Here is a 16,742-nt window from a genome sequence, read left to right on the forward strand (position 1 = left end):
CGCGCCCCCTCAGTGCACATGCTTGTCATGGCCGCGCCAATAAGGCTCGCGCAGCACGTTCTTGAGGATCTTGCCCGCCGCCGACAAGGGCACCGGCTGATCGGTGACGTCGACGCTGCGCGGACACTTGTAGCCGGCGATGTGACGGCGGCAATGGGCGATGATGGCGTCGCTCGTAACCTCGGCGTCCGCTATCGGCCAGACGACCGCATGGACCGCCTCGCCCCAGCGCGGGTCGGGAATTCCGATCACGGCGCACATGCGCACGGCGGGATGCTGGGCGATGGCGTTCTCCACTTCGGCCGAATAGACGTTCTCGCCGCCCGAGATGATCATGTCCTTGAGCCGGTCGACCACATAAAGGAAGCCGTCGTCCGCCAGATAGCCCACGTCGCCGGTATGCATCCAGCCGTTGCGCAGGGCAGAGGCGCTCAAGTCCGGCTGGTTCCAGTAACCTGCGGTGATGTTGGGGCCGCGCACGAGGATCTCGCCGACTTCGCCGGCGGGCAACGGCCGGTCCTCGGCATCGACGATCCTCAGCCCGACATGGGACGCCGGGCGCCCGGCCGAGCGCAGCCGGCCCGCGTTGGGCCCATGGGTGACGTGGAAATCCGGCTCCAGGATGGTGGCGATGGCCGACGTCTCGGTCATGCCGTAAGCCTGGACGAAGCGGGCCCGGGGCAGCGCCGCGAGGGCGCGCTCGAGCAGCGCCTCCGACATGGGCGAGCCGCCGTAGAAGATGGTTTCCACCGAGGCTGCCTGGTCCGGCGAGAAACCGGGATGCTCGATCAGCATCTGGATCATGGTCGGCACCAGCAGCAGGTGCGTGGCGCCGCTGTCGGCGATGGCGCGCAGGACCTCGGCCGGATCGAAGGCATCGACGAAGACGTGCGTGCCGGCGACTGCTGTCATGGCGAAGCCCGCCGCGGCGTCGGCCAGGTGAAAGCTCGGCGCCGCATGCAGGTAGGACGAACTCTGGCGCATGTTGAGCCAGATGGCCTCCGCCATCCCGTTGGTGATGAGGTTGCCATGGCTCAGCATCACACCCTTGGACCGCCCGGTGGTGCCGCCGGTGTAGAAGATGCCGGCGAGATCGTCCCAGCCGCGCCCCGCGTCGGGCACGGGCTCTGCACCGGCGATCAGCGCGTCCCAGCGCAAAGCGCCGGCGGGTGCCGGACCGTCGCCGGCGAAGATCAGCGCCCGAACGTCCGGCGCTGCGGCCAGCAGGTCGGGCGCGAGCGCGGCGAAGTGATCATCGACGATCAGGATCCGCGCGCCTGAATCGGTCAGAGCGAAGCTGATCTCGGGGATGGCCCAGCGGGTGTTGATGGGCACGGCGACGCCGCCAGCCCAGAACGTCGCGTAATAGTATTCGAGATAGGTGCTTCCGTTCCATGCCAGCATCGCGACACGTCCGCCCGGTTCAAGGCCTGTATCCAGAAACGTTGCCGCGAGCCGCGTCACCCGTCCGACGAATTCGCGCCAGGTTCGGGACTTTCCATGGTCGATGGTTGCAACGCCCGTGGCGTTGACTTGCAAGGCTCGCTCCAAGGAGCTCGTCAGATTCATGTCCTCCCACCCATCTTGATCTTGTCGTTCCCGCAAGTATGGGCGGCTCGCGAACCGAGTCAATCATATTATGAAAAATGAACCGATTTTCATTTTGTTGACTCGACGCCGCATTTGACGGAGGCTTCGAGCAAGCGGGACGCGGCGCAGACCGACGCTCGCATCAAGCAATTCGCTCGGGAGGACGGACATGCGAGGCTCTGGACGGGTCGGATGGGGCGCGGCCCTGGCGGCCATGCTGTTGGCGTCAGGTCAGGCGAGCGCGGGGCCGGCGAGCACGCCGGAGGAGATCCGCATCGGCGTGCTGACCGACATGGTGAGTGCCTACGCGGATCTGGTGGGCCCGGGCTCGGTCATCGCCGCGCAGATGGCGATCGAGGATTTCGAGGCGCAGGACAAGCCGTCATTCAAGATCCGGCTTTATTCCGCCGATCACCAGAACAAGCCCGACATCGCGTCCAACATCGCTCGCCGGTGGTTCGACGAGGACAAGATCGACATGGTCACCGACGTCACGGGCGCCTCCGCGGCGCTCGCCGTCTCCAAGCTGGCGCCGATCTACAACAAGGTCATCCTGATGACCTCCTCCGGCCAGCCCAGCCTCACCAGCGAAGACTGCCAGCCGACGGTGCTGCACTGGACCTACAACACCTACGCCATCGGCCGTTCGACCGCGGAGATCGTCACGCGCGCCGGCAAGGATACCTGGTTCTTCGTCACCGCCGACTACGCCGGCGGGCGCTCGATGCAGGACGGTGCCACGGCCGGCGTGCTGGCCGGAGGCGGCAGGGTGATCGGCGCGGCAAAGCATCCGCCGGCCTCCGGCACCGACTTCTCGTCGCAGTTGCTGACGGCACAGGCCTCCGGCGCGAAGGTCATCGGCATCGCCAATGCGGGCGCCGACGCCGTCAACACCATCAAGCAGGCTCACGAATTCGGGATGAGCAAGACGCAGACACTGGCTGCGGCCCTGCTGTTCATCACCGACATATACAGCCTCGGCCTGCCGGTGGCGCAAGGCATGTACCTGACCTCGGCTTTCGACTGGGACCTGAACGAGGCCAGCCGTGCCTGGTCGCGCCGTTTCTTTGCCCGCCACGGCAAGATGCCCACGATGGTGCAGGCCGGCCTCTATTCCGCCACGTTGCACTACCTGAAAGCGGTCAAGGCGGCGAAGACCGCCGAGGCCAAGGCCGTCGTCGCCGCCATGAAGGCCGCGCCCGTGCAGGACATGTTCACGCCCAACGGCCGGATCCGGGAGGACGGGCTGATGGTGCACGACCTCTATGTCTTCAGGGTCAAGACGCCGGCGGAGTCACGGGAGCCCTGGGATCTGCTCAAGCTCGAGGCGACGATTCCCGGCGACAAGGCGTTTGCGCCCCTGTCCGAGAGCAAATGCCCCCACGTGTCCACACGGTAGCCGGTGATGGTTCACCGATCGCAGCCTGTTCGCCCCCTCGCGCACGGAGCACCGGCATGACCGCCATCGCGCCTTCGATCGATACCTCGGCACTCTGGTCGGCCTACGTCGATCAAGCCTACGTCGACCGCTTGCGTGCCTATGCCCGGGAGGTGGTGGCGCCCGAGGGCGAGCGCATCGACCGGGAGGACATCTATCCCGTCGAGATCATGAAGGATCTGGCCCGCAACGGCTTCAGCACGGTGGTGCTTGAGCGCGAGCTCGGGGGGGCGGGTCTCACCTATGCCCACGCGGTTGCGGTCTGCGAGGAACTGGCGGTGGCGAGCGCCGCCGTCGGGATCTCGCTGATCACCATCTTCCAGGCGCAGACGATGATCCGCAGCTTCGGTGCCGAGAGCCTGAAGCGCCGCTACCTTCCGGCCTTCGCCGAAGGCCTGCTGTCGTCCTACGCGCTGACCGAGGCGAGCCACGGCAGCGACATCCGGAGCCTGGACACCAAAGCGAAGCCCCAGGGCGGCGAGTGGATCCTGCGCGGCGAGAAGCATTTCATCACCTCGGGTTCGGCGGCCGAGTTCTTCATCATCCTGGCCGAGACGGAGAACGGCGTGTCGGTCTTCGCGGTGCCGCGGGACGTCGCCGGCCTATCGATCTACAAGGGCGCCAACTCCGCCACCTGGGGCCTGCGCAACGGGCCGCACATGAATGTGGTGCTCGACGACGTGCGCCTGCCGGCCGACCACCTGATCGGGGTGGAGGGCAAGGGGGTGCGCCAGGCGGTGGTGGTGCTCAACCACTCGCGCACCCTCGCCGGCGCCATCAGCCTGGGCGTAGCGCGGGCGGCCTTCGAGGGTGCGCTCGCTTTCGCCCGCGACCGAGTCGCCTTCGACCAGCGGGTGCTCGAATTCCAGGGCATCCAATGGTATTTCGCCGACATGCTGACCGAGATCGACGCCGCGCGGCTGTTGATCTATCGGGCCGCCGGCGCGTTGGGCGAGGGCGAGCAGATCGCGCGCTGGGGCAGCGAGGCCAAATACAAGGCCTGCGCGGTGGCGACCGAGGTGGCCGCCCGCTCCGCCCAGATCTGCGGCGCTTACGGCATCATGGAGTCCGGCCCGTTCGGCCGCTTCCTGCGCGATGCCAAGGCCTATGAGGTCGCCGGCGGCTCGGCCGAGATCCTCAAGAACACCATCGCCAAATTCCTGCTGCCGGTCGCCGGCCTCGGTGGAGGCTCGCGGCTGACATGACGGCGACGCTGCCCGGCCGGCTCATCCACCAGGCGCAGGCCCGGCCCGAGGCGCCGGCGCTCGTCTTCGACGAGGAAACGATCACGTGGGCTGACCTCGCCGACCTGGTCCTGCGCACGTCGGCCTGGCTAAGAGGCCGCGGGATCGGGCCCGGCGACCACGTCGCGCTGCTGTGCGGCAACCGGCCTGCCTTCGTCGTCGCCTTCTACGCCCTGGCCAACCTGGGCGCCGTCACGGTCTCGGTGAATACCGGGCTCGTCGGCGAGGGACTGCGCCATTCGATCGTTCAGTCCGGCGCGCGCGCGGTCCTCGCGGAGCAGGGCCTCCTCGACCAGGTCGCGGCGGATATCGCGCCGGTGCTGAGGGAGCGGCGCCTCCTGGCCTTCGGCGGCGAGGCCGATCTCTTTGCCGCAGCCCGCGCCTGTGCGCCGGACGCCATATACGGCGGGCCGGGCTCCGAGCCGCTCAGCATCATCTACACCTCCGGCACGACGGGCCTGCCCAAGGGTGTGCTCAACTGCCACGAAGCCTACCTGGCGAGCGGCCGGTGGATGGCGGCGTCGCTCGCCATCACGGCCGCCGACCGCATCATGGTCTGCCTGCCGCTGTTTCACGCCAACCCGCAGATGTACGCGCTGATGTCGGCGCTCGAAACCGGCTGCGCCGTCGTCATCCGGCCCAAGTTCTCGGTCGGCAGCTTCTTCGACGACGCGCGCCGGTTCGGCTGCACGATGTTCACCTATGTCGGCACCTTGCTCGCGATGCTGGCCAGCCGCGTGCGCGAACGGGATACCGATCACCGCCTGACGCGCTGCGTCGGCGGCGGTTGCCCGCCCGAGGTCTGGCGGGCCATGCAGGACCGTTTCGGCATCACGCCCTACGAGCTCTACGGCATGACCGAGGTCGGCGGCTGGGTCACCGGCAACAGCACCGAGGCCTACCGCTTCGACACCTGCGGCCGGGTGCGGCCAGACATGGAGGTCCTTATCGTCGATGGGCACGACGAGCCGGTGGCGCCGGGAACGCCAGGCGAGATCGTCGTGCGCCCGAAGAAGCCGTTCACGCTCCTGCTCGGCTATTGGGACAACGCGGACGCGTCCTGGCAGGCCGCGCGCAACTTCCTGTTCCACACCGGCGACCTCGGCGTGTTCGACGCGGAGGGCTTCCTGTCGTTTCGTGGCCGGCTCAAGGACGTGATCCGGCGCGGCGGCGAGAACATCGCACCGGCCGAGATCGAGGCGGCACTCCTGGCCCATCCCGACATCGACGAGGTGGCGGTGGTGGGCGTTGCCGATCCGATCTTCGGCGAGGAGATCAAGGCCGTCGTCGTCGCCCGCCGCGAAATCGCTGCGCGCGATGTCAGGCGGTTCCTGGAAGGGCGCGTCGCCCGTTTCATGCTGCCCCGCTACGTGCAGTTCGTCGCGGCACTGCCCAAGACCGAGACGGCCAAGGTCATCCGCCGCGACCTGCTGGCGTTGCCGGGCGCGATCTTCGATCTCGCCGAAGCGCGCCGCGACTAGCGCCTGGCTCAAAGAGCTCACCGGGCCCGGCTGTACGAGGCCCGGGAACGCAGGGAGGAGATTATGAAACGAAGCTTCGCGGGGATGCTGATCCCGGGCGTGGTTGCTGCGGCCGCCGTGCTGTCGGTCCATGCCATCGCAGCCGAGGTGAAGTTTGCCGACCAGGGCGTGTCGGGGGCCGAGATCGTCCTCGGCACGCATCAGGATATGTCAGGTCCGCTCAAGGGCTGGAGCGTCCCCGTCGTCAACGGCATGAGGCTCGCCATCGACGAGGTCAACGCGGCCGGCGGCATCGACGGGCGCAAGCTCCGTCTGGTCGTGGAAGACAGCGGGTCGGACCCCAAGAAAGCCGTGCTCGCGACCCAGAAGCTGGTGGAGAAGGACAAGATCTTTGCCATGGTGGGCGCCATGGGTTCGCCCACGGTGCTCGCCCCCCAGGGCTATCTCCTCGACGCCGGCGTGTTCCAGCTGTTTCCGTTCACCGCCGCCGAGTTCACCTTCAAGCTGGCGCCGGGAGCAGCACAGGATCGTCTGAAGTTCGCGAACCTGCTGCCCTATGTCGAAAGCACCCGAGCGGCCGTCAAGTATATGATGCAGACAGGAAAGTACAAAAGCCCCTGTCTGCTGCACCAGGATGACGAATACGGGCGTAATGTCCTCGACGGGCTCACTCAGCAGCTCGAGGCCATGAAGATCCAGCCTGTCGGGGTCGCGACGTACAAGCGCGGCGCCTCCGATTTCAGCGCCCAGACGGCGCGCCTCAAGGCGACCGGATGCGACCTCCTGGTGCTCGGCACGGTCATCCGCGAGACCATCGCCGTCATGACCGAGGCGAAGCGGACGGGATGGGACGTCACGGTCCTCGGCGCCACGCCGACCAACGTTCCCGAGGTGCCGCAGCTCGGCAAGGAGAATGTCGAGGGGCTCTACGCAGCCGGCTACCTTCAGGTGCCGGACGCGGCGACCGCCACCGGGGCGCTGAAGGACTGGCTGACGGCCTATGACAAACGGTTCGGCATACCCGCCAACACCCAGGCCATCCTCGGCTACAACGCCGTCATGGCATTTGCGACCTACGCCAGGCTCGCCGGCAAGGAATTGAACGGGGCTTCGCTCCTGGCGGCGCTGGAGTCGGGCAAGCCCTACGCCGACATCTTCCGCTCGCCGCCGATCGCATTCTCGCCGACCAATCATCTCGGCTCCACGGTCACCCAGATCCAGCAGGTGAAGGACGGGCGCTGGGAGGTCGTCAGCGAAGGGCTCACGTTCTAGCGTTGCGGGCTTCCTCGCTTAAGAGAATGGATGGTCGGGCTGCGACCCGGCCGTCCAACGATCAGTCAAAGGGGACAGGCCCATATGCGCATCATCGGCGAAGGCTTCCGCTTCGAGGACTTCACACCCGGCGACGAGTTCCGGACGGTGGCCCGCACCATCACCGAGACCGACCTGGTGAACTTCATCACCTGCGTCGGCATGCTGGAGGCCCTCTTCATCGATGCCGAGTACAGGGCATCAAAGGCGGCGACGAGTGGACGGCTCGTCCCTGCGGCCCTCGTCTACGCCATGGCCGAAGGCCTGGTGCTCAACGCGACGGCCCAGGCCACCGGGCTCGCCTTCCTCCACACGGAGCTCAACGTGCTGAAGCCGACGGTGGCCGGCGACACCATTCACGTGGAGGTCGAGGTGATCTCGGCCGAGCCGGCGTCGCGTTCGGGCCGCGGCAAGGTGCGGACGATGAACCGCGTCGTGAACCAGCGCGGCGAAGTCGTAATCGAATATAACCCACTCCGTCTCGTGGCCGGGCGTGGGGCCTGACGTCGCGCGGCCTGGCGCTGCGACGCGCTCATAGCGGCGGGGCGCTGGCGGGCGGCCGACGGTGGGCGGTGGCCTGCTCGAAGGCGTAGCCGAGCTTGAACAACTCGGGTTCGTGGTAGGGCAGCACCACCATCTCGATGCCGACCGGCACGCCTGCCGGCGTGAACCCGGCCGGCAGGCAGATCGACGGCAGCCAGGTCTGCGCCGCGATCAACGTGTTGGTCGGAAAGGCGAGCACGGGCCATTTGCCGGCGCGTAGCTCTTCGCGCTTGGGCGGCAGCACCTGGGACGGCGGGAAGCAGATCGACACCAGGCCGTTGTCCGCCATGATCTTGACGACGGCGCGCTGGAAGGCGTCGCGGGCCGCGAGCTTGCGGTAGTACTCGGGGTCTTCGGCCGGGTGCAGCGGTCCCGTCATGATGGCGTCGATGAGGTCCATGCCCTTGTGGTACTGGCCGTCCTTGTAGATGGCGTCGAGCGAGGCATAGGGCAGGGCCGGGCGCGAGGCCAGGAAGGCGTTGATGTCGTGGCGCGAGTGGGTGATGTAGAGCGAGGTCTCGACCACGAAGTCCATGAGGTTGGGCAGGCTCACCTCGATGATTTCGGCGCCGGCTGACTTGATCTCGCCGATGGCCGCGCGCACCACCGCGTTCACCTGGGCGCAGTCGGGATCCTCGTCGCTGCCGAACGCCTCCTTGAGCACACCGACGCGCGCACCCTTCAGGCCGCCGGCATCCAGGTTCTGCGCATAGCTGCCCGTGTGCCCGGCGATGACGTAGGCAGTGGTGTAGGTGTCCTTGCTGTCGTAGCCGACGATGGCGTCGAGCAGGATCGCCGCGTCCGTGACGGTGCGGGCCATCGGCCCGGCCGTATCCTGGAACACCACCAGCGGCGACAGGCCGCTGCGGCTGATCAGGCCCGGCGTCACACGCACGCCGACCAGGTTGTCGAAGCTCGACGGCAGGCGGATCGAGCCGCCGGTGTCCTCACCGATACCGACGGTGGCGAGATTGGCGGCAATCGCCGCGCCCGTGCCGGCGCTCGAGCCGCCCGGGTCGCGGTCCAGGTCGTACGGGTTCTTGGTCTCGCCGTTGACCGAGGAATAGCCGAACCATGAGGTGGCGAAGTCCGGCATCGCTGTCTTGCCGAGGATGATGGCACCGGCCTGCTTCAGCTTGGCGACCACGGTCGCGTCCTCTTCCGGCACGTAGCCGGAGAGCCCGACGCAGCCAAAGCGCGTTTCAATGCCCTTGGTCTCGGCCTGGTCCTTCACTGCCACCGGGATGCCGTGCAACGGGCCGCTCAGCGTCCCGCTCGCGGCGAAGGCCTCGTCAAGGGCCGCGGCCTCCGCCAGGGCGTTCGGGTTGAGCTTGACGAAGGAATTGAGCGCCGGCCCGCTCTGGTCGTAGGCGGCGATGCGGTCGAGATAGCCCTGCACCAGCTCGACGCAGGTCATCGTTCCCGCCACGTAAGCGGCGTGGATGTCGCGGATGGTGGTCTCTTCCAGGGAAAAGCTCATGGGGTCACCTGATGCTGGTCACGCGAACAGGGCGCTCGCCGGCCGTTCGGTTGGTGGTCGACTGGCCGGTCATCTGGCGCGCACGAGGCGGCTCAGGCCGGTGTCCAGGGCGAGCGCCGCGACGATGATGGAGCCCTTGATGATCGATTGATAGTAGGGGCTGATGTCGAGCAGCACGAAGCCGTTCGAAATGGTGGCGATGATGGCGAGACCCACGGCGGTGCGCCACATGGCGCCGGAGCCGCCGGACAGCGATGTGCCGCCGACGACGACGATGGTCAGCACGTCGAAGATGATGCCGGGGTCGAGGTTGGCTTGCGCCGAGCTCAGCTGCGAGGCCGCGATGCTGCCCGCCAGGCCGACGCAGCCACCGAGCAGCACGTATGTGCTCGCCACCACGGCCCGGACGCGGATGCCGGAGAGGCGGCTCGCCTCATAGTTGCCGCCCACCGCGTAGACGGCCTCGCCGTAGACGGTACGGGCGAGGACGAGCCCGAAGATGACGAGAAAGCTGACGAGCAGCATGCCGGAATAGGGAATTCCGTGCCAGCGGCCGGCCCCGAGCATGCCGAAGGCCTCGTCGTCGACCAGGAAGGCGGCATTCTGGGTCATCACCAGGGCGACGCCATTGATGATGAAGCCGCTGCCCACCGTGGTGATGAACGGGTTGATGCGCACCACGGCGACGAGGATGCCGTTCGCCAGGCCGAACAGCAGGCCGACAGCGATGGCCGCGGCGAAGGCGATCGGCGGCGCATGAGCCTGGCCGACGTAGGCGGCGACGACGGCGCAGAGCGAATAGGCCGAGGCGACGGACAGGTCGAAGCCGCCGGTCAGGATGACGAAGGTCATGCCGACGGCCATGATCCCGGCCGGCGCCCACTGCGACGCCATGTTGAAGACGTTCTGCTGCGACATGAAGGCGGGGTTGCCGATGGTGACCACGGTCAGCAGCAGCATGAGCGTCAGGATGATGCCGTAGACGCGGATCAGCGTCGGCAGCTGCGCGCGCCAGGCAGGCACGGCCTGCGGCGCGCCGCCAGTGGGAAGGGCGTCGGCGTTGCTCATCAATTGGCCCCGGTCGCGATTGCACGGTCTTCGACCGCGAAGATCAGGTTCAAGATCCGTTCCACCGTGGCGTCCTCGCCCTCGAGCAGGCCGATCTGGCGGCCGCGGGCCATCACCAGCACTCGGTCGGCATGCTCGACGACCTCTTCCAGATCCGACGAGACCAGGATGACGCCCATGCCCTCGGCGCTGAGCCGCCGGATGGTCTGAAAGATCTCCTGCTTGGCGCCGAGGTCGATGCCGCGGGTCGGCTCGTCGAGCAGCAGCACGCGCGGCTTGCGGTTGAGCCATTTGCCGAGGACGAGCTTCTGCTGGTTGCCGCCCGACAGCGTCAGGGCCTCGACTCCCAGGCGATTGGGGTCGAAGCCGAGCTGACGGGCGAGCGCCGTGCCGCGCGCGCGGGTCGCAGCCCGGTCGATCACCAGCCCGACGGCGACGCCGCCGAGGTCGGCGAGCATCAGGTTCGGCAAAGCCGCGCGCGACAGCACCAGCCCCTGGCGTTTGCGGTCTTCCGGCGCCAGCACGACGCCCAGACGGATCGCATCCCGCACGGTCCACGGGAGTGCCCGTTCGACGCCGGCCAGCCGCAGCGCGCCGCGGGCCCCGGGTTCGGCGCCGGCGATGGCACGGAGCAGTTCGGTGCGGCCGGCTCCGACCAGCCCGGCGATGCCGAGCACTTCGCCGGCGCCGAGGATGAACGAGATGTCGGCGACGCTGTCGCCCAGGGTGACGCCGCTGACCCGCAGCAACTCATCGCAACCGGCCCGGGCGCGCCTGGGCGCAGCGGTGATCTCGACATTGCCCAGCATGGCCCCGACCAGGCTGTCCTTGCTCCAGCCGGCCGCCGGCTTGGTGGCCACCAGCAGTCCCTCGCGCATCACCGAGACCCGGTCGCAGAGGCGCAGGACCTCGTCGAGATCATGCGAGATGAAGATGATCGAGACGCCGCTCGCCTTGAGCCGGCCGATCAGGTCGTAGAGCCGCGACCGCTCGTAGGGGCCGAGCGGAGCGGTCGGCTCGTCCATGATGAGCACGCTCTGGTCGGCCTGCACCGCCCGCATGATCTCGAGCATCTGCTGCTGGGCGACGGAGAGTGTTCCCGCCTTGGCATGCGCCGCTACCTTGAGCCCCATCCACTCGGCGAGTTCCGCGAAGCGTCGCTCCATTCGCCGCCGGTCGGTGAAGAAAAAGCGCGACGGTGCGGCGCCGAGGAACGCGTTCGACAGCGCCGACATCTCGGGGATGATTGTCAGCTCCTGGTAGATTGCCGCGATGCCGACGCTGCGCTGTTGGCGCGGGTTGTCGAAGAACAGTGGCGAGCCCTGCACTTCGATATCGCCGGTGTCGGGCCGGCTCGCGCCCGAGAGCATGCGGATGAAGGTGGATTTGCCGGCGCCGTTGGCGCCGACCAGGCCGTGCACCTCGCCGGCGAACAGCTCGAAGTTGACACCGCGCAGCGCCTGGACGCCGGGGAACGCCTTGGAGACGTTGCGCACGCGGATGGCGACTGTCGACTTCAGGTCGCGCCGGAGGGTCGGCGCCGGCTCGCTGGCCGTCGCCCATTGGGCGCCCGGCCGGGGTACGAGGCGTTCCGGTGATGGAGACATCCGGCAGCTCTCGCGGGCGCTCAATAGTTCGGCGTGTACTTGTCGGCGTTCTCCTTCGTGATGATCACGGTGCCGGTGGTGTTGACGATCTCCGGCAGCAGGGCCTCGTCGATGTAGGCGTTGATCGGCTTGCCCTCGAGCGCCATCATCAGGGCCGCGGCGCCGTAGTAGGATTCCTGGTAGGGCAGGTAGGCGTAAGTCGCCGCCCATTTGCCGGACTTCACCTTGTCGACGCCGACCTTCGTCGCCCCGCCGGAGAAGACCATGATGTCCTTGCCGGGCACCTTGCCGGCGGCGACGATGGCCTGCTCGACGCCGCGGGACATGTCGTCCCACGACGACACGATCAAGTTGATCTTCGGGTGGGCGAGCAGGGCGTCCTGGATCTTCTTGAGGGCGATGCGCGGGTCGAAATTCGCCGGCTCGTCGACAACGACCTTGACATTGGGATACTTGGCCGCCGCCTTCTTGATCGCCGCTTCCCAATAGGTGAACAGGTCGGAACCGACGAAGCCACCGACGGCCGCGGCCTCGCACGTGCCCGTGCAGGACTTGAAGGCGTTGTCGAGGAAGTTGTCGAAGTGCGCCGGCCCCTGCATGGTCAGGGTGGCGGCGAGGCCGGGGGTGTAGTCCGGGTCGCCGCACATGGCGATGTCGATGGAGACGACCGGCTTGCCGGTCGGCTTCAGCAGGCGGTTGTAGAGGCCGCAGCCGGGCTGGGCCGCCGCCGGCCCGAACAGGTAGCCGTCGAAGCCCTCGGTCACCGCATTCTCGACCACCTTGGCCTGGGTCGCCGGGCTGAAATTCGCGTCGAAGATCTTGTACTCGAAGCCGTATTTAGCTGCCGCCGCCTTCAGGCCGGCGAGCCGCGCCAGGCAATAGGGGTTGTCGACGCATTCGGTGAGATAGGCGATACGGAACGTCTTGGCGGGCGTCTGGAACGCCTTGTCGTAGTCCACCACCGCTTTCGCCGCCGGCGACATTTCGGCGGCCCGCGCGGTCACGGCGACGCCCGCCCATCCGATCACGGCGCCGAGCACGGCTGCGAGCATGCACCTGGTCGAAGGGCGGCTTTTCGCTTTCACAGGCTGCTCGGACATTCGGTTCCCTTTCTGCGGTCCAGCTTCCGCGGACCATGACATTGCTGCGTCCGGCCGAGGTCCGGCGGCTCAGCGGGATGGCGCGAGCACGGCCCGCGGCTGCGTTCCACGTGCAGCCTTCGTGCCATCGCCATGAGTTCGGATTCCGGCCTAAGTCGATGGTTCAGTAAAGGCTGCCGATGCATGCACGGGAGTTTCAGCGCGATGTATAATACAACCAAGAGTTCATGAGTGGGCGTGCGACATCTCGGAGCCGAACTTGGCGGGAAGATAAAATATTGTAAACCTGCATTTAGTGAATTGTGATATCGGAAACTCCGAATACAGATCGACTGGGAAATATGCAGAAGTTCAGATGTCTGATGATTGTTTAAGCAGATGATCAACAAGGTTCAGGGTGGCAAGAACCCGCTCGGCTCCGACCGGTTCCTCACTGCCGTCACTTTCCGGCAGATCCGCTATTTCGTCGCCGTGGCCGAGACGGGGAAGATCAGCACGGCCGCCGCGATGGTCGGCATCTCGGCCTCGGCGGTCACCGAAGCTGTCGGGGAACTCGCCGCGGTCTCGGGGATCAAGCTGTTCGAGCGGCATCCGCGGGGGCTGGCGCTGACCTACGAGGGCCATCGCTTCCTCGCTCATTGCCGCAACATCCTGTCGGCGGTCGAGAGCGCCGGATACGCGCTGACGCGGCCAAACAACGATCTCGCCGGCACGATCACGCTGGCGGTGTCGATCACCGTCGGCGGCTATTTCCTGGCGCCGCTGCTGTCGCGCTTCCGGCAGCGCTTTCCCAACGTCGACGTGGTGATCCGCGAGGCCAAGCGGGTCGATATCGAGGCGGGTCTCCTCAAAGGCGAGTTCGACCTCGGCCTGCTGCTCGTGTCCAACCTCGCCGACCGGGTCAATCTCGCCAGTCATACCCTGGTTCGGTCCATGCGCCGCCTGTGGCTGCCGCCGAAGCACCCGCTTCTGAAAGAGGACATCATCACGCTCGCCGACGTGGCGCGCGAGCCCTACGTCCAACTGCTGATCGACGATGCGGAGGCGTCCACCAACTCCTACTGGCAGGCGCACAAGCTCAGGCCCAACATCGTCATGCGCACGGAATCCGTCGAGGCCGTCCGCAGCCTGATCGCCTTCCGCAATGGCGTCACCATCCTCTCCGATATGATGTACCGCCCCTGGTCGCTGGAGGGGGACCGCATCGAGGTGCGCGAGGTGGCGGCGAATATCCCCACGCTCAACACCGGCGTCGCCTGGGCGGGTGATCGGCCGCTGAGTGTGCCCGCCCACACCTTCTCCGAATTCTGCCGGATCGAGTACGAAAGCGGCCGCCTAGACGGCCGGCGCCACATGCCCATCGAGCGGGAGTAGCTGCCGTGATGGCATGCCGCTTGCTCAAAGCTGCGGCAGCAGCTCAGGAGGATCGCGACATGTCGACAACCGCCATGGCCAAGGCCGCGCCGCAACCGGATGTGGATCGCAGCCGGCTCGGTACCGGCGCCTATGCGTGGAAGGTCAGCCCCACTCACGTGGACCTGTCGATGCCGCCGCCGGTGCCGCTGCCCGCGACGATTGCCGCCGAGCCGCAGACGATCACCGTCGATCTGGCGCGTTCGGCCATGATCGTGGTCGACATGCAGAACGATTTCTGCGCGCCGGGCGGCTGGGTCGACTGGCTGGGCGCCGACCTCAGCCCCGAGCGCGCGCCGATCAAGCCGTTGCAGCGGCTGCTGCCGGCGCTGCGCGCCCGCGGCGTGCCGATCATCTGGCTGAACTGGGGCAACCGGGCCGATCGCAAGAACCTGCCACCGACGACCCTTTACGTCTTCAACCCCGACGGCAACGGGATCGGCCTGGGCGAGCCGCTGCCCAATGGCTCTCTGCTGTTGGAGAAGGACAGCTGGTCGGCGGCAGTCGTCGACGAGCTCGAGCAGCTGCCCGGTGACATCAAGGTCGACAAGTTTCGCATCAGCGGCTTCTGGGACACTCCGCTCGACAGCATCCTCAAGAACCTCGAGGTGAAGACGCTGTTCTTCGCGGGCGTCAACACGGACCAGTGCGTGCTGCATTCGCTGACAGATGCCCATTTTTTGGGCTACAACTGCGTGCTGGTCGAGGATTGTTGCGGCACCACGTCGCCGGACTATTGCCGCGAGGCGACGATCTGGAACGTCAAGCGCTGCTTCGGGTTCGTCACCGACACCGACAAGGTGGTCGCCGGCCTGCCCTGATAGCGCCCGCGTCGCCGGACGGCGGGCTCGACCCGCCCTCCGGCCCTCGGCCCCGGAGCTGATGCCCCGCCGCTTCGCACGCCGATTCAGCATGGCGCGCCAAGTGCCGGAAAACATGCACGTTTCCATCAGATTTGACCGGGCGTCTTCACATGGTGACGCCAGGGCCACGGTCCGGCGCAGCGGGGTCGCTGCAGGCCCGCGCGTGAGCTTTCGCCGGACATGGCGGATCTCCCCTCGGGCGGTGCCGGCCTAGCCATCCCCCGACACAGGCGCTATGCACGGCCGGCGCTGCGGCTCGCCCGCGAGCCGACGTCCGGCCATGGGCCCGTCACCAATCCGACGCGATCGACGGCCTATTGGGCGTGGCGATAATGGAAAGGGGAGCCATGACCGCCATCAAGACGACGCCGAACCTGTCCGACAATGCGTTGCTCGACGAGGTGCAGCGGCAGACCTTCCGCTACTTCTGGGATTTCGCCCACCCGGTGAGCGGCCTGATCCGCGAGCGCACGGATTTTGTGGCGACCCGGCCGGATCTCGTCACCATCGGCGGCTCGGGCATGGGCGTGATGGCCATCATCGTGGCGGCCGAGCGCGGCTTCATCAGCCGCGACGAGGCAGCCGAGCGCGTGCTCAAGATGGTGCGCTTCCTCCTCACCGCGCCGACCTACCACGGCGTCTTCCCGCACTGGATGAACGGCGCGACAGGCGCAACCATTCCGTTCAGCCGCAAGGACGATGGCGGCGACCTGGTCGAGACCTCCTATCTGATGATGGGCCTGCTCACCGCCCGTCAGTACTTTTCGCGGCCCAATCCGGCCGAAAGCGAAATCCGCTCGACCATCGACATCCTGTGGGGCGAGGCTGAGTGGGATTGGTACGCCAAGGGCGGCCACGCGGTGCTGTTCTGGCATTGGAGCCCGAACCAGGGTTTCGTGCTCGATCACGAGATCCGTGGCTGGAACGAATGCTTGATCACCTACGTGCTGGCCGCCTCGGCGCCGCGCTATCCGGCCGACCCGCGCACCTACCATCGCGGCTGGGCGGAGGCGCGGGTGTTCGAGAATCGCCGCAGCTACGAGGGCATCGAGGTGCCGCTCGGCCCGGACTACGGCGGCCCCCTGTTCTTCGCCCATTATTCCTTCATGGGCATCGATCCGCGCGGCCTCACCGACCAGTATGCCGACTACTGGCGCCAGAACGTCGCCCATTCGCAGGTCAATCGCGCCTACTGCATCCGCAACCCGCAGGGCTACGCCGGCTACGGCCCCAATTGCTGGGGACTGACCGCCAGCGAGACCGACGACGGCTACCGCGCGATGTCGCCGACCTCCGACCTCGGCGTCATCGCGCCGACGGCTGCGATCGGCAGCTACCCCTATGTGCCGGACGAGTCGCTGGCGGCGATGCGCTACTTCTACGAGGAGCGCGGCCGGGACCTGTGGACCGAGTACGGCTTCGTCTCGTCGTTCAGCGACGCACGCAAGTGGGTCTCGCCGACCCACATCGCCATCGACCAGGGGCCCATCGTCTGCATGATCGAGAACGGCCGCTCGGGCCTGCTGTGGGAGCTGTTCATGAGTTGCCCGGAGGTCCGGCAGGGCCTCGGGCTCCTCGGCTTTTCGACCAAGGCGGCGTGAGGG

General features: G+C 67.2%; 13 protein-coding genes. 8 read left to right on the plus strand and 5 right to left on the minus strand.

Translation table 11 applies throughout. The annotated features are described in order from the left end of the window. Positions 1 to 9: 9 nt before the first annotated feature. On the minus strand, positions 10 to 1,569 hold the full coding sequence (locus IEW34_RS05605; RefSeq protein WP_188608175.1) for a long-chain-fatty-acid--CoA ligase: 1,560 nt from the start codon (positions 1,567 to 1,569) through the stop codon (positions 10 to 12). Positions 1,570 to 1,759: 190 nt separating this feature from the next. On the opposite strand from IEW34_RS05605, the gene IEW34_RS05610 reads away from it, so the two are divergent. The 5 genes from IEW34_RS05610 (at position 1,760) to IEW34_RS05630 (ending at position 7,568) form a co-directional block, all read left to right on the plus strand. After that, positions 1,760 to 2,989: an ABC transporter substrate-binding protein gene (locus IEW34_RS05610; protein ID WP_188608176.1), complete on the plus strand. Its 1,230-nt coding sequence runs from the start codon at positions 1,760 to 1,762 to the stop codon at positions 2,987 to 2,989. Positions 2,990 to 3,045: 56 nt separating this feature from the next. Further along, positions 3,046 to 4,233: an acyl-CoA dehydrogenase family protein gene (locus IEW34_RS05615; RefSeq protein WP_188608177.1), complete on the plus strand. Its 1,188-nt coding sequence runs from the start codon at positions 3,046 to 3,048 to the stop codon at positions 4,231 to 4,233. Next, a complete protein-coding gene (locus IEW34_RS05620) occupies positions 4,230 to 5,753 on the plus strand; it encodes a class I adenylate-forming enzyme family protein (protein WP_188608178.1) in 1,524 nt (507 codons plus the stop codon). Before IEW34_RS05615 ends, IEW34_RS05620 begins: the two co-directional genes overlap by 4 nt. A gap of 63 nt (positions 5,754 to 5,816) precedes the next feature. Beyond that, positions 5,817 to 7,025, plus strand: coding sequence for an ABC transporter substrate-binding protein (locus IEW34_RS05625; RefSeq protein WP_244641811.1), 1,209 nt, complete (start codon positions 5,817 to 5,819; stop codon positions 7,023 to 7,025). An 84-nt stretch (positions 7,026 to 7,109) separates the two neighbouring features. Continuing rightward, entirely contained in the window at positions 7,110 to 7,568 is a 459-nt protein-coding gene (locus IEW34_RS05630) for a MaoC family dehydratase (RefSeq protein ID WP_188608179.1), read from the plus strand. A 28-nt stretch (positions 7,569 to 7,596) separates the two neighbouring features. Here the strand turns inward: IEW34_RS05630 and IEW34_RS05635 are convergent, their stop codons facing one another. The 4 genes from IEW34_RS05635 to IEW34_RS05650 all read right to left on the minus strand — a co-directional run bounded on the left by IEW34_RS05635 (position 7,597) and on the right by IEW34_RS05650 (position 12,814). Then, entirely contained in the window at positions 7,597 to 9,087 is a 1,491-nt protein-coding gene (locus IEW34_RS05635) for an amidase (RefSeq protein ID WP_188608180.1), read from the minus strand. A 69-nt stretch (positions 9,088 to 9,156) separates the two neighbouring features. Further along, positions 9,157 to 10,155: an ABC transporter permease gene (locus tag IEW34_RS05640; RefSeq protein ID WP_188608181.1), complete on the minus strand. Its 999-nt coding sequence runs from the start codon at positions 10,153 to 10,155 to the stop codon at positions 9,157 to 9,159. Then, complete coding sequence (locus tag IEW34_RS05645) at positions 10,155 to 11,762, minus strand: sugar ABC transporter ATP-binding protein (RefSeq protein WP_188608182.1); 1,608 nt, start codon at positions 11,760 to 11,762, stop codon at positions 10,155 to 10,157. The genes IEW34_RS05640 and IEW34_RS05645 overlap by 1 nt, the downstream gene beginning before the upstream one ends. Positions 11,763 to 11,782: 20 nt before the next feature. Then, on the minus strand, positions 11,783 to 12,814 hold the full coding sequence (locus tag IEW34_RS05650) for a sugar ABC transporter substrate-binding protein (RefSeq protein ID WP_188608183.1): 1,032 nt from the start codon (positions 12,812 to 12,814) through the stop codon (positions 11,783 to 11,785). Between the two features lie 426 nt (positions 12,815 to 13,240). Between IEW34_RS05650 and IEW34_RS05655 the strand changes: the two genes are divergently transcribed. The 3 genes from IEW34_RS05655 (at position 13,241) to IEW34_RS05665 (ending at position 16,739) form a co-directional block, all read left to right on the plus strand. After that, positions 13,241 to 14,236: a LysR substrate-binding domain-containing protein gene (locus tag IEW34_RS05655; RefSeq protein WP_188608184.1), complete on the plus strand. Its 996-nt coding sequence runs from the start codon at positions 13,241 to 13,243 to the stop codon at positions 14,234 to 14,236. A gap of 59 nt (positions 14,237 to 14,295) precedes the next feature. Beyond that, positions 14,296 to 15,096: a cysteine hydrolase family protein gene (locus tag IEW34_RS05660; protein ID WP_244641812.1), complete on the plus strand. Its 801-nt coding sequence runs from the start codon at positions 14,296 to 14,298 to the stop codon at positions 15,094 to 15,096. Positions 15,097 to 15,485: 389 nt separating this feature from the next. Continuing rightward, positions 15,486 to 16,739 carry a glucoamylase family protein gene (locus IEW34_RS05665; protein WP_188608185.1) on the plus strand — a complete coding sequence of 418 codons (1,254 nt, stop codon included), beginning with the start codon at positions 15,486 to 15,488 and terminating at the stop codon, positions 16,737 to 16,739. Positions 16,740 to 16,742: the final 3 nt, after the last annotated feature.

Source organism: Chelatococcus reniformis, assembly GCF_014640075.1.
In the GTDB taxonomy this organism is placed as follows: Bacteria; Pseudomonadota; Alphaproteobacteria; order Rhizobiales; family Beijerinckiaceae; genus Camelimonas; species Camelimonas reniformis.